Below are 24622 nucleotides of genomic sequence, written 5' to 3'. Positions count from 1 at the left end.
CAGCGAAATGATCCGACACTCACCTAAGGTTAATTCCTGTCTATTTTCATTATGCTATTTTAGATGAGCCTTTTGGAGAACGAACGCGACCAACTACCTTGTTAGCCACAAACGCAATCGAGCATTTAAATTATTAAGTTGCCATTTCTGTTAAAGAACAGGGCAGATGTTAAAGCCATGCCATCTGATCGTGTCAATTGCTTAACCCGAAATCTTAGTATAAGGTCATGTATAGGAGGCGCAAAAACGCTTTGTTGCTTTCATATTGATTGTATTTTTTAAATGAGCATAAGGATTGATCATGAATGTAATCAAACTCGTTGTTGTAGTTTTAGGGATATCAATTAGTAATTTAGCGCTTGCTTCCAAAGCTGTTATTGTCAGCGACGCTTCTATTGTAGATGATGATAATTATGGGATCGTTATCAAGGCGGTAGACGGAGAAATAAGAAATAGATCTCAAATGAGGCTCGATGAGGGCACGTACACTTTAGTTCTTCAAACAACGAAAGAGCCTTACGGAAATGGAGAACCCACAATGCAAGGCGTTAGCTTCGAAGTTGCGGCTTGCACGAAATACCGTATTTCGGCACAGCACAAAAACCGATTTTCCGAAGATTGGGAACTTCAAATTCACGAGGTGACCACTATTCCAGGTTGCAACGCTGAAGAGAATACTGTTTCCAGCTAATCCGCAGGGTTCTTTAGCTAATCGTACCAAGTTAACTTTCAGATGGAGGTTAACATTACAATTCGGGACAGATGCACGCATAAAGTACGCTTCATTCAGTGGATTGCAGCTAGGCTCACAAAAAACACTGTCCCGAATTTATTCTATGTTAACTACGTCAGCTGTTTCCTCAAGCGACACAGAGACAACCCCTAAGGTTAATAGCACCTTCAAATTCAATAGTCAGGCCTCTGTTGCGGTTGTGGTCAATCTTCCTGATTAAGTAATCTATCACTACGCATAATGTATATTATGTTAAATAATGTACATTAAATAAAAGGGCTGACCTCTCAGCCAAACCCTTTTTTATCTTACCGCTATTCCGACCACTCCAATCAGAGCAGCCGTTAGCTTAGCAAGCTTATACTCGTTACTCAGCTTCGCGAATACTAATTTCGCCGACGCCTAGTTCAACCTCAAGACGTGCTTCACCGTCTCCTCTCCAGGTCAGGCTCTCATTGACAAACCAACGATCACTTTCAGTAACACGTCCGTCGTCTAAGCGAAGATCTACCTCACCTACACCCACGTCCGCGTCGATTCGACTAAAGCTAGCACTATCAACGTGGATAGTGACTTCACCAACACCGACGGTACTTCTAAAGTTGTCACCAGCGGTAGCTTTCAATTCGCCGACACCCATTTCTACTTTGGTCTTAAGCGTTCGCGGAGCTGCGATCGTAAAGTCAGCCACGCAGTCTTGATGATCAACACTGACTTCAAGCACATCACCGCGTAACTTAGCTTCCACCTTCGGATCGGCTTCGCTGTCTCCAGTACAGTCATCCCCGTCGATGAACGCTGTGATCGACAACGAGTTGTTGTCCACAACGTTAAAATCTAATTTCCCAACGTCGAGTTGAAGTTGCAGTTCCTGAACATCCACCGTAGTTAGATCAAACGTTGAGCTGAACTCAAATTCTTGATTCGCCAAGGCTGCCGATGTACCCATTAACAATGACGCAATAATTGCCGCTTTAATCGCTTTGTTACTATCCATGGTTATTCCCTCTAAGGTTAATTCATCATTAATTGTGTCGTAAATTTGTTCTTAATTATTCGCGTAAGGTCTTGTTCAGTGTTTGGTAACTTACTTAACTTCGGCCCGATATTACTGGCCTGTCAACGCCGGTACAAAATATACTAGCCACGCTTTACCTGCGTCTTCTCACCCAAAACTCTCGTCACGCCCATTGCTTCAAGCTCTTCCGTTGTAGCGCGTTGGGTAATCCCCCGAACAATGCTCTTGAGTTTTGGCGGCGACTCATGAAACGGGACCGGTCTAACCGCGTTGAGTGCCTCAAGCCCTAAGCGAGACATCAGAACTCCCGCGCCAATACCCTGACCAACCCGACCAAGTAACTGAGAGCCCATACCCAGTCCCAGTTCAGGCAGAATAGTCTGTAAGCCAATCTCAGATGCTCCCATGGAAAATGTATTCCGCAGCATCTTGTGCGCTAGCTGATAACGTACGCGACCGTTCGGACGTAACCCGTATATTTTGGCAATGCCGTCGACCAGCCGAAGCGAATGCCAAAACACCAGCATCATGTCTAACGTTGCAAAGGGGCTAATTCCAACCGCCAACGCCGATTTTTTTGCCGTTTCAGCAATGAGTTTCTGGGCCTGCTTATCTTGGTGTTGGCACAAAGCCCGATCGATTGCTAGAACGAATTCACGGCTGTCGCCGTAATCCCCTGCATCGTTTGATACTTTAGTTAGCAATCGCTGCATATCAGGATTATTAAAATACCGCTCAGCATCCTTCTGCCAGGCGTTCTTTAGCTTCACTGAACGTTGCACTAGCGCGCGTTCAGCATCGGTGCGCAGTGTCTCGTAGTTACTCAGTTGTTTTCCAGCGAGGCGCCATCGCCAAAGCCTAAAGCCAGCAGCGCCGACTAAACCGGCGATTAACACTGTGATGGCTCCGCCAAAGACAGTGTTAACTTCCCACGCAAAATTTAGCAGTCGGTAACCTTCAATAACGATGATTGTTGCAATACCAACCGAAAACCAGCGACTCCAAAAGATAACGCGGCTGCTGACTGTCGTTCCTCTTGAACCCTTTGAATCATCAGAAATTGCGGGTGATGTCGGCCAAGACTCACTCTGTTCTCTTTCCTGAATCGCCGATGCTTCGGCATCAGCGGTCTCTACCTTGCCTTCTCTATTCCCAGAAGCCGGTACTTCAAACTCTGTCGTAAACTCAATATGTCCGGTTCGCTTCACGCTGCTCATCGTAGCCAGTCCCCCAATATTTGTTCAATGGCCACATCCATTCGGAGATGCTCCGGTACGCCGTGCTTAACCCTAGGTTGTAATTGCGGCAAAGCGTATTGCTTGAAACTATCGTAATTAAGTGAGTCTGCGCCAATCAGTGTAGGATTTTGAAAGCGAACGAACTCTCCTTCAGCCGTCCTGGCAGTTAAAAATTCACCAGTCTCTTCCCTGCTGTAACGCGTTACTCGCATCGCCGCGACGGCCTCGACGTGCACACTAGCACCCTGTGTTTGGGTATATCGAATGGTATCCTGTGCTACCTGCTGCACCACACGGCGCATTTCCTCGTGGTCTTCAGGGAGGACTAGATCCGCCTTCGTTGCGTAGATCATGATCTTATCTACGTGCGGACTTAACCAATTCATTAGCGAGTGCGCTTCAGTGAACATCACTTGCCCCATGATTAATGCGAGTGCTTCAGACACCTCCTCCTTACGCTTCTTGCCGTGATGAAGCACGGATTGAACGTCTACGAGCAGTACCTGCCTATCTAGTCCTTTTATATGGTTCTCATAGAAGGGTTTAACGGATGTTTTAACGTACTCGTTGTAACGAGACTCCATGAGCGTTAAAAGCGCTTTGCTGCGATCTGAATCGTCAACATTGAAAATGGGAACAGGAAATACATCAACGCTATCATTCGGGACGGTTACTTGTCCTGGGGTGTAGAGTGTGCCGCCTGACTCTGAACGTTTGGACTGTAGAAAATTTCGATATTGCGCGAATACCGAGAGCAATTCATCGCTCGGAAAACAAAGGCTGCTGGCTTCAGAATGTCTTGCCTCGGCATCCGAGCCTCCTTCGGTTCCTGTATCTACGCCTAGCTGAAGCCGTCCAAGCATCGCTGTAATCTCATTTTGCTCTGTTTGGCTCCAAATTTTAGTCTGCCAACTATTCCACTCGGAATAGCTCATCTTAAGCAAAGCGGTATCCACAAGCCATTCACCAGGGAAATCAGTAAGCTCGAGAGTTAAAGCCTTTCGCTTACCCTTGCGACTCACATAGTTAATGCGAATATCGATAGCACTAGGCTGTTGAGTTGAAGGCGGGAAATTTGGTTCATCCGCATCGAGTTCGTGTAAGAATTGGTCCACGGCAAAAGCGGTTAGTACCTCACGATGCTTGCTCAGGGCGAGCAGCTCGACAGCACGAAGGCGTCCTTCAACAGATGCTGACAGCGATGTTAACGTCGCCTCGTCGAACCCGCGCAACTGCGCTATTAAACTGGTAATGAAGGTTGATTTTCCCGCACCGGAGAGCCCAGCCACACCCACTTTAAGGCGCTGATGACGAAGTCTTTCCCAATGATGACTCGTTAGGCTTTTACCCTGGTCGACCAGATCATCGAATGACGAACCGACTTGGCTAAGTTTTCGCCGTAGCGATGATTTCGATAGTTTCATACTCATATACTTTATTTGACGTGCGTTGATGCTGTTTGGATGCAGCGAGTTAGTCATATATTTTCGAGTTGTTACAGGACAACCATAGCGCCCAAGCGAGAAGCAGGCAATCTAAGGGTTTGCATGAACTACCAAACTATCGAGTTATTGGCGAGGGAGGTTCTCTTTAGACAATGAAACTAGTGATAAGTCGGAACCGGTGATCGAATACTGGACGCACTATAGTTTGACTAGCGGGACATTGGCTACCGCCAATGAAAGCATTGGTTCCCTGTTGTAATACTTATCATAGCGCCCTAAAACTTTTCCGGGCGAAGAACGAAGACTTCATGACTATAAGTGATCATCGCAAAGTTATCATAATACTTATCTTGTAAATGATTCATCAAATCGAGTGCAATCTGCTCACTACAGATAACCTCAACCCGGATATTGCTCTCTACATCCCAGTCACCACTTCGAAGTCCTCGGGCGCCCTTCCCTCTGGCGTCAATGATGGTATAACCATGAACACCAAACTCATCGAGTTCCCTGGCAAGTCTGTTTTCCAAAGAAGCCTCGGTGACGATAGTAATTAACGTTCGGTTTGTGGCTTGCATATTAGGCTCCAGTGTACTGATGGGCGAACACGGCAAGCTCGTAGTATAGCGAGATGCCGATTAAGACGTTAAAGGGAAAGGTTATACCCAGCGACGCGGTAAGCGACAGGGTTGGATTCGCTTCAGGTACTGATAAACGCATCGCGGCGGGTACGGCGATATAAGACGCACTGGCGGCCAAAATACCGATCATCGCCGTGCCGCCCACTGATAGTTCCAGAAGTAGGCCCACCCCGATACCGATCAGCGCCGATACCAACGGCATCACGATGCCAAACGCTAATAGGAAGAGTCCGTACTGTCTCAGTGCACTCAGCTTTGATGCCGCAATAATTCCCATCTCAAGCAGGAAGAGCGCAAGTATGCCCTTGAAGAGGTCGAAAAATAGCGGTTTGATTGAACCGAGCGCAGCTTCCCCGGCTATCCAGCCAATGAATAAACCTCCTAGAAGAAGCAATATTCCTTTGCCCGTGAAGATCTCGTGAGCGACTTCGCCCCATTTCGTCTTCTTTGAAAGCCCTTTAGCTAACACAATACCGACAATGATGGCTGGTATCTCGAGAATAACTAATAAGAGCGCCATATACTCTTCAAAGTAGATGTTATTCGTGCCCATAAACGCAATGGCTACCGCAAAGGTACCCACGCTGACTGAACCATAATGCGCTGCGATGGAAGCGGCATCCGCACGGTTGAACTTACCCAAGATCTTAAGCACTGGAAAGGCAATGAAAGGGATCAGAACGCCCATTAGGAAGACTGCGATGATTTGAGGGAGGAGTGTGAGAAACGGTTGCTTCGCAAGTTCGACTCCCCCTTTAAGTCCGATCGTAATCAATAGAAGAGTACTAACAAAATCATAAATTTGAGAAGGTAGACGTAATTCTGCCTTTATCAAGCCGGCTAAAACGCCGAAAATGAAAAATAAAATAATTGGTTCAGTCATGCAGGCCGTCAAATCCCTATAGCACTAGGTGAAATTCCAAGGTAGTCGTAAACGCTCGAGTCCTGAGTTCGAGCTAAGACTACCTTGAAAACAGCTTGCTAGCTATCGTAATTTAACCTAGTTGACCAAACAGTCACTCTGCGTTAAGGCCATCTGAAGCAGCGAATGCTTTCGATGGATCGATATAGAAATTACTGCCCATCGCTTGACGTCCAAGTAACATTAAGTAGGTCATATCAGATCGATCAGTAAGGGTAATTTCTATCGCCCAACTAAACTCACCAAGCCTAGCAGTCGTTCTGATCACATAGCGTTTCTCAGTAGCGCCATTAGATGACTTGATCTTACGAACATCTACGAGAACCGCTTTGCAGTTGAGCACGCTATCCACATTATATATTTCGGGCTGAATATCAAACGAAACGCCAGGTTTACCCTTCACGCTCGTGGTTGAAATATTGTCAACGTGGAGTGATGAGGTCTGAGCGCCTGAGTCAACTCTAGCGGTCAGTTGATAGAGCCCCAAATCGGGTAGATCGATATTCTCAATATGTCCGATGATGATTTTTTTCACTCTAAAAACTCATCTGATTTCATACCCTGCTTAATCAACTCTTCCTCCCGCTGTTCAATTAGATTTGCAATATCGTCATCATTGCCTTCGAAAAAGGCAATATGGTACATGGCTTCACCCTCTTGAACTAAGGGAATATTTTGCCTGCCAATAATGACGCCGCTTTTATTCGCAATGACCTCATCAAGTAGCTCGCCATAGGGGCTACCAATAGTTGCGAGGACATCGCCTTTAGCGACTTGGTCGCCTAACGAATAATTATGCGCAACAAATCCACTACTTCCAGCACGAACCCAGCGACTATTATTCGCAATGAACTGCTCGGTCTTTCGTTTCTTTGAGCGGCTCTTTGGCATCATCTTTAGGTGTCTTAGTACGTTAATCACACCTTGCATTCCGGCCTGAATCGAGAAGTCATCGAAGCGCAGAGCCTCGCCTGCCTCGTAAAGCAGAATCTTGGTGCCATTCTCAACCGCTGCACCGCGAAGGGAACCATCGATAATATCCGCGTTCAGTATCACTGGGACGTCGAACGCTTTAGCTAACTCTAGCGTCTCAATGTCGTCAAGTTGTGCTCGGACTTGAGGTAAGTTCGATCTGTGAATCGCACCCGTATGCAAGTCAATTCCGTACTGACACTGCGAGACAATTTCCTTCAGGAAAATACTTGCTACTCTACCTGCTAGAGAGCCCTTGAGCGAACCTGGAAAACTACGGTTAAGATCACGTCTATCAGGCATATAACGAGATTGATTCAATACTCCATAGACATTAACGATAGGTACTAAAATCAAGGTGCCCGCCGAGACTTTAAAGCCCTTCAAGCTAATTAATCTACGAATTATTTCCACGCCATTTAACTCATCTCCATGCACTGCTGCACTGACGAAGATCGTCGGTCCAGCCTTCTTCCCGCGCTTTACGAAGATCGGAAGATTCACGTCGGCATCGGTATAAAGTTTAGCGACCGGAAGATCAATCTTTTTTGATTCACCTGGGTAAACTAGGTGTTCCCCAATTTTTAACGGTTCCATAATAATTTCCTTGCTTCAATTGCCAATTACCCTTATCCCTTCGTACTATTGCTCGCGTTGGCCTTGGCTTTCTTTTCAATGAATTCAATCACTTTTCCAGCAACGTCTAGCTTAGTAGCCCTCTCGATCCCTTCTAGACCAGGCGACGAGTTGACCTCCATAACCATTGGTCCGTTGGCGGAGCGAAGTAAGTCAACCCCACAGAAGTTAAGCCCCATTACTTTGGCAGCGTTAAGAGCGGTCTCTCGCTCGGCTTTAGAGAGTTTCACGACCTCTGCAGAGCCTCCGCGATGGAGATTCGATCGAAATTCGCCCTCAGCGCCCTGACGCTTCATTGCGGCCACGACCTTTCCGCCAACCACTAAACAGCGGAGATCAGCGCCTCCGGCCTCCTTAATAAATTCTTGAACCAAAATATTCGCTTTTAAACCCATAAACGCTTCAATTACACTTTCAGCGGCCTTAGCCGTATCAGCTAGTACCACTCCGATACCTTGGGTGCCTTCAAGAAGCTTAATAACAACTGGTGCACCCCCTACGTTTTTGATCAAATCCTTGATGTTATCGGGCTTGCTGGCGAACCCCGTTCTGGGTAAACCAACGCCCTTGCGTGAAAGTAATTGGAGAGAACGTAGTTTATCCCTAGATCGGCTAATGGCTACAGATTCATTAATATTGTAGGTACCCATCATTTCAAACTGGCGGGCTACAGCGGTACCATAAAAAGTCACTGATGCGCCAATACGAGGAATGATAGCGTCGTACCGAGGGAGCTCCTCACCATGATATCGAACGGTTGGGCGACTACTCGTGATATCCATATAGCACTGAAGCGTATCAATGACATCTACCTCATGACCAGCTTGTTTCGCTGCCTCATAGAGTCGTCTCGTGGAATAAAGCTTTGGGTTACGCGATAAAATAGCAATTTTCATCAGGCGCCTCTTAATTGATTAAACTTCTAAAACTAGTAGACAGTGAAAAAAATGTGAACTTTTTCTCAGGGGAAATCACAAATCGACCGAAGAGAAAACAATGAATTAATCTTTGCTTACCTGAGTAAATAGCTTCCGAGTAACCGCTACGCGTCTTGAGGGAGGCGTTCAATTAGATTGCGGGCTGATTGACACGAAGACACGTTAAGTTGGTTGGATTAGTTCAACAAAAATCGATAGTGCGTGGGTGTATGGGTACCTAGTGTGGTGACGCCATAATACTTAATCTTGGTCTCTGAACGCGTTGCGCGTGGATTAATTCGGGTCGGAAACACTACCGAACTAACCAGCCCAGAGACCACTGCCACTAATTAACCCTGAACGTTCCATCGATTCAGTATAGAGAACAATCACTATGACAGCCTATTTGCAGACGAATAGCTACTTGAGAAACGACGCTGCTAAGTCAGCTTCGCCAACCATTGCAAGTAACGTTGATACATCCTGTTTGAACTCATAGAGAGACTGCTCGTTGTTTCTAACCAAAGTGATGTGGCCGACCTTTCTATTTGCTCTATCTGATTTACCATACGCATGCAGATTCGCGGCTGGCACTGCTGCTAATCGTTCCTGTTCCGGGATACTACCAATGAGATTAACCATTGCCACGTCCGTACTCACCGTTGTTGAGCCTAGGCGCTCATCGGCGATGGCCAATAGGTGGTTTTTGAACTGCGACGTTACCGCACCTTCGATGGTCCAGTGACCGGTATTATGGACTCTCGGTGCGAATTCATTAGCGAGAAGCTCGTTGCCTACCTGGAACAACTCAAGGGCTATCACTCCCACGTAGTTAAGCTCCTCCATCAGGCGCTTAACCATACTTTCAGCTGTCGCTTGCATCGGGTCGTTCTGCAGTGCAACGGAGAGCCTAAGAATCCCTTCACGATGACTGTTTTCACTAATTGGGTAGTAGGCAATTTCACCGCTCGGCGAACGAGCAGCAATCACGGAAATCTCGCGATCAAAGGGAACCATTGCTTCAAGGATACAAGGTACGCCACCCACACTTTCCCACGCTGCGGCAATATCGTCGAGAGAACGTATCACCGCCTGACCTTTCCCATCGTAGCCTTCTGAGCGGGTTTTCAAAATACAGGGACGAGCTAGTTCTTTAAAGGCGTTAACCACTTCCTCCGCTGAGGAAACTGCGCAAAAGTCAGCAGTGCCTACCTGCTGTGAATTGAACAAGGTTTTCTCTAGTAATCGATCGCTGGATACTGCCAACGCAGAGGATGAAGGATGAACAGGTACTTGAGCTTCGATATTCGCAACAGCCTCACCGGAGACATTCTCAAACTCGTAAGTCACCACATCGGCCCATTGCGCCAGCTTGTTCTGCGCGTTAACGTCCTCGTAGCTCGCGACAATTAAGTCTCCGTATGGGGCTGAGCAAGAGTTCGGATCGTCACTCAAAAAGCTGAACTCGTCATTAATTTCCCTACCCGCTATGGCCATCATTTGCGCAAGCTGACCAGCACCTAAAATTCCAAATTTCATAAATTAAGCTTCTCGTGGATCTGGGTTACTCAGGACGGTATCGGTCTGCGTCGCGCGGAATTCGTTCAGCGCGGCTTTAATTTCTGGGTACTTATTCCCTAAAATACTCGCTGCTAATAGACCAGCATTGGTAGAGCCCGCCTTGCCAATTGCTAACGTTGCTACGGGGATACCACCGGGCATCTGCACAATAGAAAGCAGCGAATCCATACCATTTAAGGCCTTCGACTGCACTGGAATCCCTAACACTGGTAGCGAAGTCTTCGCCGCGACCATGCCTGGCAAATGGGCAGCGCCGCCAGCACCCGCAATGATTACCTCTATACCCCGTGATTCAGCGTGTTCTGCATAGCTGAATAATTTGTCCGGAGTACGGTGTGCTGAGACGACTTCCACTTCATGAGGAATACCAAATTGCTCTAAGATTGCAACTCCGTGACTCATTGTTTCCCAATCCGACTTAGATCCCATAATGACACCAACCAATGGCGTGTTAGATGTACTCACAACAACTTCTCCATAAAAAGCAAAAAAACAACCGTTTTGACTCGAATACTAGCTGTAATCTCGATTGATCGTAGTCGAACGTATTGCGAAAAAGCGGCTTTGGCAAGGTGCCAATATAAGCATAATCCGTTAACTAGTTCCGTAAACGAAGGCACCGTCTTTATCTGAACGTAACAAAAAAGATCTTTCTGAAAAACCTACTCAGCGGCAACCTAACTAAATAGTAACAGTTACTGTTATGAGAAGAGATGGAGGCTGTAAAATTCACACTAATCAATAACTCATCGAGCTAGACGCTTGATATCCTAAACCCGTCAACCTCATCCTCTCCGATCCCGATCTTTCTAATGGATTACCGCAGAACCTAGCTTTAAACATTGAGCGGAACGAAAACATTCATTACGCTGTCTATACTTGCAGATAACTGAAACTGCGTCTGATTTAGGAGTACGCTGTGATTAAGAGTTCCCTCAAACCACTAGCTATTTGGCTAACCATCTCGAGCTTTAGCGTTGGTTCTGCTATCGCTTACCAACAAAACGATTTCGAATTCAGTGCCGTTGAGCAGGAAACTCTGCAGGACATTGCTGAGATGCTTGAGGCGGAACATTATTCACGACAGACCCTCAACGACGCCTATTCGGAACGTTGGTTTGAGTTATATCTCAAATCTCTCGATCCAAGCCGACTCTTTTTTATTCAGGGCGACATCGATGATTTCGAAAAGTATCGTCTTACCCTGGATGATCACACTTTATCGGGCTCGCTTGAGCCGCTTGAATATATTAATGAACGCTATAATCAACGTACCTTTGAGCGCTATGAATCAATCCAAGCGCTCCTCGGTGGCGGTGTCGATCAGTTCGATTTTAGTATCGATGAAGGTTTAGAGCGCGATCGGAGTGAGGCTGCGTGGCCAACGGATATGGCCGAGGCTGACGATCTTTGGCGCCGTTATCTCAAGAATGCCGCACTCAGTCTTAAACTTGCGGGAAAAGATCCGGAGGCAGCGACTGAAACGCTTCAAAAGCGTTACGACAATCAAGCTCGAAGACTATCACAGCTTAATGCAGGCGACGCCTTCGACCAGTACGCGAACGCGCTCACATTAGCCTACGATCCGCATTCTTCGTATCTTTCTCCCCGAGCATTAGAAAATTTTGAGATCTCGATGCGCCTGCAACTTGAAGGCATTGGAGCAGTACTTCAACAGGATGGCGAGTACACCAAAATAGTTTCCTTAGTAAACAATGGCCCAGCCGACAAAGAGGGGAATCTCTCTCCTGCCGATCGGATTATTGGCGTTGCTCAAGATGATGAACCTTTTGAGGATGTCATTGGATGGCGGCTCGATGATGTCGTGGATTTAGTTCGCGGAGATTCGGGTTCAACCGTTCGCCTCCAAGTCCTAAAACGCGGGACTGACGATATTTCAGGCGCAATTGACGTTGCCATTGTGCGCGAGGCCGTTCAACTGGAGGAATCCGCCGCATCGGGCGAAGTTCATGACGTATGGGATGGCGAGCGTATCCGTAAAGTGGGTGTTATTACCATTCCAAAATTCTATATGGATATGGAAGCCTATCGAAATCGCGATCCAAACTTTCGTTCCACAGCCAACGACGTCTTCGACATACTCCGTGATATGGAAGCGGAACGGGTTGAGGGGATTGTGATTGATTTGCGGAATAATGGCGGTGGAGCACTTTTAGAAGCTGATCGTCTCACCGATTTATTCATTGATCCCGGAGTTGTGGTACAAATTCGTTACGGCGATACGCGTGTATCACGCCAACACCGTGCCCGTCATCCCATGATTTATAGTGGTCCACTAGTAGTAATGACCAATCGTCTTTCAGCTTCTGCATCGGAAATCTTCGCTGGAGCCATTATGGATTACCAACGAGGTATCGTCGTAGGTACCCCGACCTTCGGAAAAGGAACAGTTCAGAGCATCGAATCGTTTGACGGCGGGGCACTCAAAGTGACTGAATCGATGTTCTACCGAGTGAATGGTCAAAGTACACAGTTTGATGGAGTGGTGCCACACATCGAGTTTCCGTTGCAGTACGATCCTAGCGACATTGGAGAGAGTGCTTATCCTTATGCGCTAGCGTGGGAGCCTATCCACGCCGTAGATCACAATGTTTGGATTGACACTGAACTTTACGCTCCGATGCTAGCCGCTCAGCATCGTGAACGGACAGCTGACGACGGTGATTTCAACTATCTTCGCGAACGCTATGACTGGATGCAAACGCAAGGACAACAAACCGAGATCACTTTAAACTATGAACAACGCCTCAAGGAAAAGGATGAGTTTGAAGCATCAGCATTAGCATTGGAGAACAATCGCCGTTCGCTTAAAGGCCAAGAACTGCTAACTTCGCTCGACGAGCTGAACAAAGAAGCTGATGACGCGACTGACAGCGATCTTGAAGTTGCTGAGGAGAGTGAAGAAAACTCTCCCCCCGACTTTATTCTCGACGAGTCCACGTATATCCTTGTTGACCTAATTAATCTAACACGTTCAGAGAACATTGGTCGTTGGGTTCAGCGCGACGACTAGTCGTCCTTTACATGGCCCCTGTTCTCTTCAGGGGTCAGCATGCGTTTCATCAGTTTTAATATCAATAGTGTCCGAGCTCGGCTTCATCAACTTGATGCCATTATAGATCGCCACAACCCCGATTTTATTGGCCTGCAGGAAACGAAGGTTGATGATCCTCAGTTCCCACTCGAAGCAATTGAAGCCATGGGCTATCACTGTATTTTTCATGGTCAAAAGTCGCACTACGGCGTAGCGCTACTGTCGAAACTTCCGCCGCTTACAGTCACCAAAGGTTTTCCATCCGATACAGATGAAGACCAAAAGCGCTTCGTTGGCGGCAGTTATGATGTCCAGGGGGAGATTTTCCACGTTTACAATGGCTACTACCCTCAGGGAGATAGTCTTAGTCACCCAACAAAGTTTCCTGCTAAGGAGAAGTTTTACACGGATCTCACTGCGCAAATGCAGGCGCATGATTTATCCAAGGAAGCGGTGATACTCATGGGCGACAACAACATCGCCCCTGCAGACATTGACATTGGCATTGGCTCCGATAACCAAAAGCGATGGCTGAGAACAGGCAAAGCGAGCTTTCAGCCTATTGAACGTGAATGGTTAGCAACATTAACAGGCCTAGGCTTTGTAGATAGTCATCGATTCCTTAAGCCGGATGCTACCGAGTTGAGTTGGTTTGACTATCGCAGCCGAGGTTTTGAGCGCGACCCTAGAACCGGTTTACGTATTGACCTGATACTAACGTCGAACTTTCTAACCGATAGCCTAAAGCAGTCTGGGATCGATTACGATATTAGAGCAATGGAAAAACCCTCTGATCATGCCCCATGTTGGCTTGAAGTCGAGCTATAATCTTCGCAGAAGTGACTAGACGAATATTTAGGGTAGTGACTAGCTAAAGTTTGCGACACTAAAGTCATCCTAGACATATAATCAAACGTCCACCAATTAACAAGAGAGTCCAATGACCGCCGACTATCAAGCTAAGAAGCAGTTTCTCGCGTCAATGATCAGCGTATATGGCCGTAAGCCGGCGTTGGAGATGTTAGAAGACAAATCTCTGTCGATTCATCGGCTGCATCTAGCCGATAGTAATAAGCCTCAGGGAATCATCAAAGATATCATTCGGGCGGCTGAGAGTCGTAACGTAGAAATTCTGTATCATGACCGCAAGGCGCTCTCACGTATTTCACGTAATATGAAACAGGACCAAGGTGTTGTGGTAGACGTACACAATGCCAAGATGAACCTATTGAGCGCTGAAACGCTTAAGAGTGAGTGCGAGGTTGGTCACTGGTTGCTTTTAGATAATGTCACTAACCCTCAGAACGTAGGTATGATTATTCGAAGCGCTGCGGCCGCTGGTATAAACGGGCTCATCATCCCTCGCCAAGCTAACGCTAGCCTTAATGCGCTGGTAGTAAAAAGTAGTGCTGGAACCCTATTCAAAGCCCCTATTTTGCTTTGCGATACCGTTATCGAGGCACTTGAGGTCATTCAGACTCGGGGACTTAATATCGCTGTGTTAGCGGGTGAAGCGGATGACAACGTATTTAATTACGCTGCCAAAGATAAGGTGGGCACTGTTTATGTAATGGGTAACGAGAGCGATGGAGTCTCCAAGGAAACCCGTCGTGCCGCTACTCATGCGTTATCCATCCCCATGAGTAACGAGGTAGAGTCATTGAATGTTGCGGTTGCTGCATCGCTCGTAGCGTACGCAACCCAAGTGCGTTAGTACGGTAGTATTCGCACAACTGAAGCACCTCGTGTTTCAGCAAGGCAAAGTAAACTAAAGAGTCGAGAACGAGTGGCCCTTTCGCTAGCGTAGGTTGCTTACGTTAACACGGCGTTTCAACTGTCTGAATGATCACTTCATTGTTAGTCACCCGAAACTTGAACTCTACGCCCTCTAAGCTCACTCCGTATACGCGCGAATCATCGCTGTGATAGGAAGGTCGAGGATCCTGCGCAAGTATTTGCTCTACTGCCACTTTGTCAATCAACACCAGTGAAGGCTTAATTGACTCAAAGCTATTGCTAGCCGCTTGGCTCCACGTTACTTGCAAGCGATCGGGCTGGTTATCGGCAAGAGCGTACTCGGCGTGATTTACCGAATCCACATACGGTGCATACGGTTTTATATCTAATATCGGCGTGCCGTTAACTAAATCCACACCCGAAACATGCAGCTCAGTCCGAGCCTTGTGTTCGACCCGATCTAGCCTAACTACTGACAAACCGAGGGGGTTCGGCCGATGTGTTGAGCGCGTCGCGAAGACCCCTACCCGTTCGTTACCGCCCAAACGTGGTGGCCGAACAGTAGGCTTACTAGAAGCACCAACGAGATGGAAGACGAAACTAAGCCAAATATGTGAGCAGCGCTCCAGCCCTAACACGTAATTCGGATCGGAATAGCCTTCATCGAGGACAATCACCCCGCGTGTTGAGGGCGCTAAACTAGGTTGGCGAGGCACTGCAAACTTGCTATCAAACGGGGTGCGAATGACGCCGATCTGAGTAAAGCTGAAATCCCTAGAGGTCGTCACGGCGAGAGGTCCACCAACGCAACAACAACGCGGCAACGCTTCCTAGCGCAATAACGAAAAGAAAGAATGGCGAGACTTCCTTAAAGAGCGCAAACATTTCGCCATAGCTAACGTGAAAGGCTCGGTGAACACCCCAAAGCATCACCGCCATGGCAATGATTCCCAGTACCGGGGTTTTGAATTTACGAAATATTTTCTTCATTTAATAACTCGTCTCATGTAGCCACTCACATTTCACCGACATTGCATTGCTGCCGGGGCGATGGTGGTCTCCGTCAGGGGTCCATACAAAACTATGAGTGCCTCGTAATTCAGTTTCGAGATGGACGGTTGCCGACACCCAATACATCTTCGTTAATAGTGCTTCAAACTGTTTAATCCACTCATCCCATTCATATTCAATGGCACCATACGATGAACCGAAATGCATAACTTCGGTAATAAAATCGCCACGTGGCTGAGTATGCTCTGGTACCGAAAACATTTCACGGTTAAGAAACTGCCAGGCTTCATTGGCGGGTAAATGCGCCAACGCAATACGGTTCTGTCGGCGTCGTTCAACGTCCAGCGCCGGACTCGTATCTGTTATGCAGCCGTATACAATCGATTCTTGCATTACTCTGTTACCTCTGAGTCCAATGTGGCGAATAGTTGAATTAAGTCTTCTTCGGTAAACACCTCAACACCCAACTGCTCTGCTTTCGCTAGCTTTGATCCTGCACCAGGACCCGCATACACGCGTGAGGTTTTCGCCGATACCGAGCCTGCCACCTTCGCACCAAACGTCTGTAATCGCTGTTTTGCTTCGTTGCGATTCATCGAGGAGAAACTCCCTGTTAAGACAATGGTCAATCCCGCTAGCGCGTTAGGATTACCGGACGAAGCGGTCTCCACTTTCGGCTTTACTCCCACTGCGAATAGTTTATCGATGGTCGCTCGATGTTTAGGTTCAGCGAAGTAGGTCAAAATATGTCCTGCGACGATAGGCCCTACATCATCAATAGACTCTAAGGTTTCCCGAGATGCATCAGCCAAGCGGTAAAGATCACCAAAGTACCGCGAAAGTTCTAAAGCCGTAGCCTCACCCACTTCACGAATACCGAGTGCATAGATCAACCGCGCTAACGTGACCGACTTACTGGCCTCAATCGCCGAAAGTAACTTGGTCGCACTCTTCTCTCCAAATCGTTCGAGGTTCACTAGCTGATCGAAGGTAAGCGTGAAGACGTCAGGAAAATCAGTGAGCACTTCATTGGTGACGAGTTGATCGATAAGCTTGTCACCGAAGCCATCAATATCAAAGGCCTTACGGGAGGCGAAGTGAATTAAGCTTGCTTTACGCTGGGCCGAACAAACAACGCCACCGGTACAACGGGCCACCGCAAAGTTATCGTCTCGCTCTACCAGCGATTCACACACAGGACAGCACGTCGGTAGCGCCGGTTTTTCCCCTCTCACTGTGTCTTCAGGAGCCAACGCAGCCGCAATCTGAGGAATCACATCGCCTGCTCGACGAATCACAACTCTGTCGCCAATATGGAGTCCTAAACGTTCGATCTCATCCATATTATGTAAGGTCGCATTGGAAACGGTTACTCCACCGACAAAAACGGGCTCCAAACGAGCTACCGGGGTAATGGCACCGGTTCGCCCCACCTGAAACTCAACATCGATTACCGTTGTGAAAGCTTCTTGAGCTGGAAATTTACGCGCGACTGCCCACCGTGGCGCTCTCGCTACAAAGCCAATTTGCTGCTGCAGTGTTAAATCGTTGACCTTATAAACAATACCGTCGATATCATAGCCGAGGGAGGCGCGATCACGATCCGCTTGCTCGTAATACTCGATAGCCTCATTCAGTGAGGTACAGACCCTTGTAGTGGCATTAACCGTTAGACCCGCAGCACTAATATATTGAAGTTGCTCAAAATGGCTATTAAAGGCCTTACCCTCTGATAGATCGCCAACACTATAGGCATAAAAGGCTAATGGCCTTGCCGAGGTAATGACTGGATCGAGCTGACGCAGGCTCCCTGCGGCGGCGTTTCGAGGATTCACAAACGGCTTAGTATTGTTTGCTACCGCATGTTCGTTAAATTCCTTAAATCCGGCGTGGGGCATAATCACCTCGCCACGAATCTCAAGTCGAGCCGGTGGATTAGTCAACGCTAGCTTAAGCGGGATATTACGAATGGTTCGAACATTACTGGTAATATTCTCGCCCGTCGTTCCATCTCCACGGGTTGCGCCCTGTACTAATATTCCGTGCTCATAGACAAGACTTAGCGCCACTCCATCCAATTTGTACTCACAGCATAACTCAAGATCTTGCCCACCGATCGCCGCCGTGCAGCGACGGTAGAAGTCAGCTAAATCGTCATCCGAAAATGCATTATTGAGGCTGAGCATGGGTTTAAGGTGCGTTACCGACTGAAAGCCATCGAGAGGCTTATCACCGACCCGCTGAGAAGGCGAATTTTGCTCTACCCATTCTGGAAAAGTGTCTTCTAGTTCAACAAGTTCTTGATACAGCTGATCATACTCTTGGTCAGATACAAGCGGTGTATCATGAGTGTAATAGGCTACAGAGAGCGTATTGAGCCGATCAACCAGGGATTTATAATACGTTTGTTTGGTCATTCGGCGGTGCTTTCTCGCTGCTTGCGCATCTGCGTCCGAGTAAATTCGTGAAGCCGGTTTTCATAATGAGTCAGCGTCTGCTGAGTGAATACCGAGAGGTCGGAATCGAACACCTCGCCATCGAGCGCTGTAGACGTTGATCTTGCTGCATCGACCATTGTACGAAGTGCTATGTGAGGATTCTGTTTCGGCAGCGACATGAAAAAAATCAGTCCTGTCGTTGAAAACTCACTTAGCGCTTCGATATCAAAGTAACCCGGCTCAACCATATTAGCTACCGAGAAACTGACTTCGTTTTTAAGTTTGTCATCGAAGTGTGCATGGAAAATTTTCTTACTACCGTAGTTAACACCACTACGAAGTAGTGCTTCAACTACTTCATGACCACCGAACTGAGTCCCTTTTCGAGCTCGGACAAAAATTGTAAGCACTTCGTCGCCGGGTTCAAGGTTGTGACCTGGCTCTTGAGAAACCAGCGGCGCGGGCGCTGGCTCCTCAACCGACTCGGTAAGTGTTGGCACTTCATTCAGATCAAAATCTTCATTTCCGGATGCAACGTGAGTAGTTGCTGCTTCCTTAACTTCGGGGAAGTCAAATTCCACCTGGTTAGGTGTCACTCCGAAGCTGGGCTCTCTCTTAGTGGTTTCATCATAGATAGGATCTACTGACTCATCAGCCGAAACTTCAGTGTCCCCCTCCGCATAAGCATCTATCGTTTCGCCATTGCGATTTACAACACGGGCGCCACCTCTGGGAAGCTCATGCGAGAGTTCTTCGAGGACATCTTTATCAAGGCCATCTTTCAAATTCAAATTCATTCTAATTTCAGAGCGCCTAGCTCGAATTGAACGACGTAAGCCATCGAGTGCTAAAACCAGCAGAATGAGCACGCCTACTAAGATTGAAATATTTTGAAGGTTAAGTTCCATGTTATATCTCGGTTATGCCTCGGCTAATGCCACGGCCTCATCAACATCCACAGAAACTAGGCGAGAAACGCCTGGTTCATGCATCGTGACACCCTGCAACTGTTTCGCCATTTCCATAGCAATCTTGTTGTGGGTTATATAAATAAATTGTACGTTTTCACTCATTTCTTCAACCAACCTTGCATAGCGTCCGACGTTAGCATCATCTAGCGGAGCATCAACCTCGTCTAGCATACAGAACGGCGCTGGATTTAGTTGGAAAATCGAGAACACCAGTGCAATGGCTGTCATCGCCTTTTCTCCACCGGAAAGCAAATGAATGGTACTGTTCTTTTTACCTGGTGGCCTGGCCATAATGGAGACACCGGTATCTAAAAGGTCTTCGCCCGTTAATTCAAGCCATGCCGCGCCGCCTCCAAAAACCTTAGGGAAGAGCGTTTGCAGACCAGCGTTCACTGTATCAAATGTCGCTTTAAAACGAGCACGTGTTTCTTTGTCAATCTTATGAATGGCCGCCTCGAGCGCCTCTAAGGCTTCATTGAGATCGGCATCATGAGCGTCGAGGTAGTCTTTACGCTCTTTCTCCTGTTCATACTCATCGATAGCCGCTAGGTTTATGGCTCCTAAACGCTTAATTCGCTGTTCAAAACGAATTAATTCGGCTTCCCAAGCCTTGACGTCAATCTCTTCGGGTAAGCTATCTAATACCGCTTTCAGGTTAATTTCATGTTCGCGTAACTGCTCAGCTAAACCGCCTAGTTTGACGTAAACAGTTTGTCGCTCAAGTCGCTGATGTTCTAGTCGTTCGCGAAGCTTTTCAACCATCCGTTCTACGTCGCCACGAGACGATTCTAAACTGCGAAGCTCATGAGCAACTTCATCAGCCCGTTGCTTTGCGGCAACGAGATCAGACTCCATGGCCATACGCTGCTCGGCAAGCTCTTCAATCTGCAGCGGCAGTTCAATATTTTCCTCCGCGATGAGCGAGAGCTCTTCTCTCAATTCCGCTTCGCGTTCATGACGTGATTCAATCTGTTCATCGACTCGGGCAAGCGCTGCTTGAGCCGAATCGATGGTCAAACTATGACGTTGGACATCCATTATCAGCTGTTGTTGAGTAGCCTGAGCCTCACGTTGCTGGTTTAACAATAACTGCAATTTCCCTTCAGAAGATTCGAGTGTTCGTGTTAACGTCAATTGAGGGTCATCCTGAGATTCTTCCATCAACATTTCTAACTGCATGGACAGCTCTTCACGGAGTTCAGCGGCTAGCAGCTCACTTTCTTCGAGTTCAGCCTCGTTACGTTGAAGTGACAGTTTTTGGTTATTGAGCTGTGAATAGGTAGCTTCAGAGGCGCGGAAATCCGCTTCGACCTGCGCTGTGAGATTCTGTTGCGCAATGAGTGCCTGGCGCTGTGTTTGCAGCGAAGCCTCTAGCCCGTTAAGTTCCGCTGTGAGGCTCTGCAGATTACTGGAGCTAGCCTCAAGTAACTCTGAATTCTCACGAAGTTCATCACTAATTAATCTTTGCTCTTCCAACAGCACCAGCGGATCAATGGCGGTTTGCTCTCCCAACATAGTTTGGGTGTTACGACTCAACCATTCACCAGTTTTACAAATAACACTTTGTCCAGGCGCCAACGAGCGGCGCATTGTCTGAGCCTGAGCTAAATCCTCAGCCACCAAAATATTATTGAGAAAATCAGGCACCTGCCCTGCTTCAACTAACGACGCTAAGCTTCCAGTCATTGGGCTAAGTGATGAACTAACGACCAATAAATTTGGCGCGACAACATCGTGCCCGTGATCTCCGCTGCTAATTCGCGCGTCCAGCCAAGCGCCAAGTACCCAAGAGAACACAGTTTGCCAGGCTTCGGGGACTTTAAGCTGACTCATCAAGGTCGGCGAATCGTCGAGATTGTATTTAGCGATCACTGACGCCAAATCCGCAGTTTCACGCTCCGCAAGGAGTAGCCCAATGGCCTCTAGTCGCGACTCGAGTTTCACACTGGTATGACTTAGTTCACTCTGCTCCGTTTTGGCTTTGTTGAGCTCTGCTCTAAATTGATCACGAAGGAGCTGTGTATCCGCAACTTTCTTGGACATCTCGGCTAATTCTGAACTTGATGCGTCGCGTTGCTCAGCAAATAGCGTAAGGTCACTGCTCTTTAACCCGAGCTCTACTTTTTCCAGCTCAAGTTTCAGCGACTGCTTGCGCTGAGCAATTTGCTGCAGCGTTGTATCTTGCTGGTTAATCTGCTGCTGGACGTTGGCCTTGCGCTGTTCGAATGTCGCAAGGTCTCGTTTACACTGCTGTAACGCCTCGAAGGCCTGCTCACGAACTGCGCGCTCTTCATCAACAAGGCGCTGCTGCTCAGATAAGGATTCGTCAAGTATCATCAAATCCGGTTCTAGAAGCGCTAACGAGCTTTGAGCCTCAGATAACTGCTGGTGATCACCTTCGCGTTGGAGGTCGATAGCACTTCGTGCTGCCGAGGACTGTTGTAACTCCTGCTGCAACTTACTGGACTTATCCTCGCTAAACTTGGCACTTTGCTCGAGTTGAGCCATCTTTGACCCCAACTGAAAATAAGCCTGCTGAACAGTCTGATAGCTTTGCTGCAAAGATTCACTTTGGTTACGAAGTAAATCAATTTTGCTCTCCGCACCCATTTTATTGGCGCGAACGTCTTCGATCTCTTTATCGAGTTCTGTTATTCGTGCATCATACTCGACCAATTTCTGATCAAACTCGTTCCACTGAACTGCGATCACCATGGCTTTTAGCTCACGCTCTTCAGCACGAAGCTTCCGATACCTTTGGGCTTCCGATGCTTGTCGAGCAAGACGTTCTAACTGCCTACCGAGTTCGTCCCGCAGATCCGTTAGACGTTCGAGGTTCTCGCGAGTTCGTTTAATTCGATTCTCGGTATCTCGGCGCCGATCCTTGTACTTCGATATCCCCGCCGCCTCTTCGATAAACACACGCAGCTCGTCGGGCTTCGATTCAATCAACCGAGATATCATTCCCTGTTCGATGATTGCATAGCTTCGCGGGCCAAGCCCGGTACCAAGGAAAATATCAGTGATATCACGTCGGCGGCACTTAGTACCATTGATGTAGTAGGTGTTTTGACTTTCGCGGGTGACTTTGCGCTTAACGGACACTTCGGAAAATTGATTCCATTCACCTTGAATCGAGTGATCGGAATTGTCGAAAACTAACTCGATGGAAGCCTGACCGACAGGTTTACGCCCACTTGAACCGTTGAAGATGACGTCGGTCATCGATTCACCGCGGAGGTTCTTAGCAGACGACTCGCCCATTACCCATCTGACTGCGTCAATGACATTTGACTTGCCACAGCCATTCGGTCCCACTACAGCACTCAGATTCGAAGGAAAATGAACGGTAGTCGGATCAACGAAAGACTTAAAGCCTGCCAACTTGATCGATTTAAGACGCATGCGGCGGAACCAGCTCCTTGCAAACAGTGGGCGCCTAAAGCGCTCCAATTATTATTAGCTTAACTTCTAATTTATTCGACTTGGCGGTCAATGACAACATCTAGTGCTTCAATCTCACTATCTACACTAAATGTAGCACTCTCCCAATCACCTTGCTGTTTCCCTGCCTGGCCGGTCTGACTGAGTACGGCATAGACAATGAATTGATCGAAATTCGCAATATTGTGGCCACTAATCATCTCATCTTGAGCACTGAGAACCACCTCTGTAGGAAGCGATGCTGCCGAGATACGCTTTACCGCTAGCGGAGCGCCCTGGCTGGTAGGACGAGCAACGATGAAGACCACCGCTGCTGGTGACGCGACAATTTCCTCGGCACCTTTAATGGCAACCTTAACTGACCGAGCTGATGTATCGATTCCCAGTTCGGTCGTAACTTGATTAACAGCTTCGACGATCATCGGACGGCTTGGACTATCTACCGGCAATACCCGTAATAATCTCTGCCAATAGTTCAGGGCAAGTTCAGGTTGCTGATTCTGATAGTTATGGACTGCTAACAGCGCTAAAACCGGGCGACTTTCAGAATCAAGTTCTAAAGCACGGTCCAAGCGAGCCTGAATAGTTGGCGTCATAATACCCCGATTAGCAAAGTAACTAACCTGAGCGTATTCTGCCGCGACCTGCGGGTCATTTGGCGATAACGCAGTCATTTGAGCAAAGCGAGCCTCAGCAGCTTGATATCGCCCTGCTTGTTTATCGAGCGTTGCCGCTAAGAATAATAGTCGTTCGTGCTCGGGTGAAGACTCCAACGCGTTGTTAACGCGTGCGCTCAGCTCAGTGGTAATTGCCGCGGCATCTGCCCCCGTATTCACAGCCTCCGTCCATTCTACTGCTAGCGAGTCGATCTCAACGAGGTGCTGACTACCGGAAGATTGATAACCAAGCACCCCAATCAACGGCACTAAGATCACCGCGAAGGCCAGTAGCATTCCCGACAGACCGCTATTCCTCACTCTATCTCGATTAGCAAGCTGCCATACCACGACACCGCAAACCAACAACGTGGCGAGTACCACTAAGGCCAAAGACATCATATCGAGGTACCTTCATCATCTGTTAAATCATTGCTGTTGCGACGAACAACCACCACCGCAGTGGCAACCACCAGAAAAAGAAGGACAAAAGGCCCTAGCCACAACACATAGTTCACACCGGTCATCTCTGGGCTATATAAGACAAACTCTCCATAACGGGCAACTAAATAGTCTTTAATCTCAATATCCGACTTATCGGCCATCAGCATTTCATAGACTATGTCCTTCATATCCTCAGCAATCGGTGCATCGGAATCTGAGATAGCTTGATTTTGACACTTAGGGCAACGCAACTCGGCGGTGAGAGATTCAAAGCGAATACGATCTAAATCATTGCGAAACTCATAGAGATCAATTGATCCATATACAGCGGAAGTAATTAGCAAGGAGAGAACGGCAAGTAGTTTTTTCATATTAGGTTCCGTTAGAACTTTCGCATCGAATAGTTGAATGTGACGGCACTGCGATTCTATAACACGAATGATACCATTAGCCCTAGCCTATAGGTACACTTAGCGCGGGTTTTTTACGGTAAGTGCATAGTCATTAAAAATCGTTAGTTTATTGATTTATTTAGTTTTTTTAACTTTATAGTTGACAACTTTCCCCGTCTACGTAAAATGCGCGGCGTGCTCGGGTGATTAGCTCAGCTGGGAGAGCGGCGCCCTTACAAGGCGTAGGTCACAGGTTCGATCCCTGTATCACCCACCAGTTTCAAAAGTTTAAAATGCGGACCGGTAGTTCAGTTGGTTAGAATACCGGCCTGTCACGCCGGGGGTCGCGGGTTCGAGTCCCGTCCGGTCCG

22 protein-coding genes and 2 tRNA genes are annotated in these 24622 nt (G+C 47.7%); 6 read left to right on the top strand and 18 right to left on the bottom strand.

The features are described from left to right. Positions 1-301: 301 nt before the first annotated feature. Positions 302-691 carry a hypothetical protein gene (locus tag Q0698_RS07180; RefSeq protein ID WP_298635203.1) on the top strand — a complete coding sequence of 130 codons (390 nt, stop codon included), beginning with the start codon at positions 302-304 and terminating at the stop codon, positions 689-691. Positions 692-1100: 409 nt separating this feature from the next. Here the strand turns inward: Q0698_RS07180 and Q0698_RS07175 are convergent, their stop codons facing one another. From Q0698_RS07175 to purE, 10 genes are all read right to left on the bottom strand, one after another. Next, complete coding sequence (locus Q0698_RS07175; protein WP_298635201.1) at positions 1101-1730, bottom strand: hypothetical protein; 630 nt, start codon at positions 1728-1730, stop codon at positions 1101-1103. 143 nt (positions 1731-1873) lie between these two features. After that, positions 1874-2968 carry a YcjF family protein gene (locus tag Q0698_RS07170; protein WP_298635199.1) on the bottom strand — a complete coding sequence of 365 codons (1095 nt, stop codon included), beginning with the start codon at positions 2966-2968 and terminating at the stop codon, positions 1874-1876. Next, positions 2965-4413, bottom strand: a complete 1449-nt coding sequence (locus Q0698_RS07165; RefSeq protein WP_298635197.1) for a YcjX family protein — start codon at positions 4411-4413, stop codon at positions 2965-2967. Before Q0698_RS07165 ends, Q0698_RS07170 begins: the two co-directional genes overlap by 4 nt. Before the next feature lie 296 nt (positions 4414-4709). Further along, entirely contained in the window at positions 4710-5012 is a 303-nt protein-coding gene (locus tag Q0698_RS07160; protein ID WP_298635195.1) for a transcriptional regulator, read from the bottom strand. A gap of 1 nt (position 5013) precedes the next feature. Next, positions 5014-5958, bottom strand: a complete 945-nt coding sequence (locus tag Q0698_RS07155) for a sodium-dependent bicarbonate transport family permease (RefSeq protein ID WP_298635192.1) — start codon at positions 5956-5958, stop codon at positions 5014-5016. 133 nt (positions 5959-6091) lie between these two features. Continuing rightward, complete coding sequence (locus tag Q0698_RS07150; RefSeq protein ID WP_298635190.1) at positions 6092-6532, bottom strand: RimK/LysX family protein; 441 nt, start codon at positions 6530-6532, stop codon at positions 6092-6094. After that, positions 6529-7566 carry a succinylglutamate desuccinylase/aspartoacylase family protein gene (locus Q0698_RS07145; RefSeq protein ID WP_298635188.1) on the bottom strand — a complete coding sequence of 346 codons (1038 nt, stop codon included), beginning with the start codon at positions 7564-7566 and terminating at the stop codon, positions 6529-6531. The genes Q0698_RS07150 and Q0698_RS07145 overlap by 4 nt, the downstream gene beginning before the upstream one ends. Before the next feature lie 32 nt (positions 7567-7598). Next, on the bottom strand, positions 7599-8501 hold the full coding sequence (gene rimK / locus Q0698_RS07140; protein WP_298635186.1) for a 30S ribosomal protein S6--L-glutamate ligase: 903 nt from the start codon (positions 8499-8501) through the stop codon (positions 7599-7601). Between the two features lie 441 nt (positions 8502-8942). Then, the gene (locus tag Q0698_RS07135) at positions 8943-10061 is read right to left on the bottom strand and encodes a 5-(carboxyamino)imidazole ribonucleotide synthase (protein WP_298635184.1); all 1119 of its coding nucleotides are present in this window, start codon (positions 10059-10061) and stop codon (positions 8943-8945) included. Between the two features lie 3 nt (positions 10062-10064). Beyond that, positions 10065-10532 (bottom strand): 5-(carboxyamino)imidazole ribonucleotide mutase, encoded by a 468-nt coding sequence (purE, locus tag Q0698_RS07130; protein WP_366140314.1) that lies wholly within the window; start codon positions 10530-10532, stop codon positions 10065-10067. A 490-nt stretch (positions 10533-11022) separates the two neighbouring features. On the opposite strand from purE, the gene Q0698_RS07125 reads away from it, so the two are divergent. The 3 genes from Q0698_RS07125 (at position 11023) to Q0698_RS07115 (ending at position 14872) form a co-directional block, all read left to right on the top strand. After that, positions 11023-13137 carry a carboxy terminal-processing peptidase gene (locus Q0698_RS07125; RefSeq protein ID WP_298635181.1) on the top strand — a complete coding sequence of 705 codons (2115 nt, stop codon included), beginning with the start codon at positions 11023-11025 and terminating at the stop codon, positions 13135-13137. 39 nt (positions 13138-13176) lie between these two features. Then, a complete protein-coding gene (xthA, locus tag Q0698_RS07120) occupies positions 13177-13986 on the top strand; it encodes an exodeoxyribonuclease III (RefSeq protein WP_298635179.1) in 810 nt (269 codons plus the stop codon). Between the two features lie 112 nt (positions 13987-14098). Beyond that, a complete protein-coding gene (locus Q0698_RS07115; protein WP_298635177.1) occupies positions 14099-14872 on the top strand; it encodes an RNA methyltransferase in 774 nt (257 codons plus the stop codon). A 103-nt stretch (positions 14873-14975) separates the two neighbouring features. Here Q0698_RS07115 and tsaA read toward each other — a convergent pair whose 3' ends face one another. The 8 genes from tsaA to Q0698_RS07075 form a co-directional block, all read right to left on the bottom strand. Next, positions 14976-15683 carry a tRNA (N6-threonylcarbamoyladenosine(37)-N6)-methyltransferase TrmO gene (gene tsaA, locus Q0698_RS07110; RefSeq protein ID WP_298635175.1) on the bottom strand — a complete coding sequence of 236 codons (708 nt, stop codon included), beginning with the start codon at positions 15681-15683 and terminating at the stop codon, positions 14976-14978. After that, entirely contained in the window at positions 15670-15885 is a 216-nt protein-coding gene (locus tag Q0698_RS07105; protein WP_298635173.1) for a hypothetical protein, read from the bottom strand. The genes tsaA and Q0698_RS07105 overlap by 14 nt, the downstream gene beginning before the upstream one ends. Continuing rightward, complete coding sequence (locus Q0698_RS07100) at positions 15886-16299, bottom strand: hypothetical protein (RefSeq protein WP_298635171.1); 414 nt, start codon at positions 16297-16299, stop codon at positions 15886-15888. Continuing rightward, positions 16299-18323, bottom strand: a complete 2025-nt coding sequence (ligA, locus tag Q0698_RS07095) for an NAD-dependent DNA ligase LigA (protein WP_298635169.1) — start codon at positions 18321-18323, stop codon at positions 16299-16301. Before ligA ends, Q0698_RS07100 begins: the two co-directional genes overlap by 1 nt. Continuing rightward, positions 18320-19252, bottom strand: coding sequence for a cell division protein ZipA (gene zipA / locus Q0698_RS07090; protein ID WP_298635167.1), 933 nt, complete (start codon positions 19250-19252; stop codon positions 18320-18322). Before zipA ends, ligA begins: the two co-directional genes overlap by 4 nt. A 12-nt stretch (positions 19253-19264) precedes the next feature. Next, a complete protein-coding gene (smc, locus tag Q0698_RS07085; RefSeq protein WP_298635165.1) occupies positions 19265-22720 on the bottom strand; it encodes a chromosome segregation protein SMC in 3456 nt (1151 codons plus the stop codon). A 71-nt stretch (positions 22721-22791) separates the two neighbouring features. Continuing rightward, positions 22792-23817 (bottom strand): hypothetical protein, encoded by a 1026-nt coding sequence (locus Q0698_RS07080; RefSeq protein ID WP_298635162.1) that lies wholly within the window; start codon positions 23815-23817, stop codon positions 22792-22794. Next, on the bottom strand, positions 23814-24230 hold the full coding sequence (locus tag Q0698_RS07075) for a cytochrome c-type biogenesis protein (protein WP_298635160.1): 417 nt from the start codon (positions 24228-24230) through the stop codon (positions 23814-23816). The genes Q0698_RS07080 and Q0698_RS07075 overlap by 4 nt, the downstream gene beginning before the upstream one ends. Before the next feature lie 222 nt (positions 24231-24452). Between Q0698_RS07075 and Q0698_RS07070 the strand changes: the two genes are divergently transcribed. Beyond that, positions 24453-24528: transfer RNA gene (locus tag Q0698_RS07070), tRNA-Val, on the top strand. A 20-nt stretch (positions 24529-24548) separates the two neighbouring features. Then, positions 24549-24622, top strand: a tRNA-Asp gene (locus Q0698_RS07065).

This window comes from uncultured Umboniibacter sp. (genome assembly GCF_947497555.1).
GTDB lineage: Bacteria > Pseudomonadota > Gammaproteobacteria > Pseudomonadales > DSM-25080 > Umboniibacter.
The sequence above is the reverse complement of the archived record's forward strand: the minus strand, read 5'-3'. Positions and strand labels throughout refer to the sequence as shown.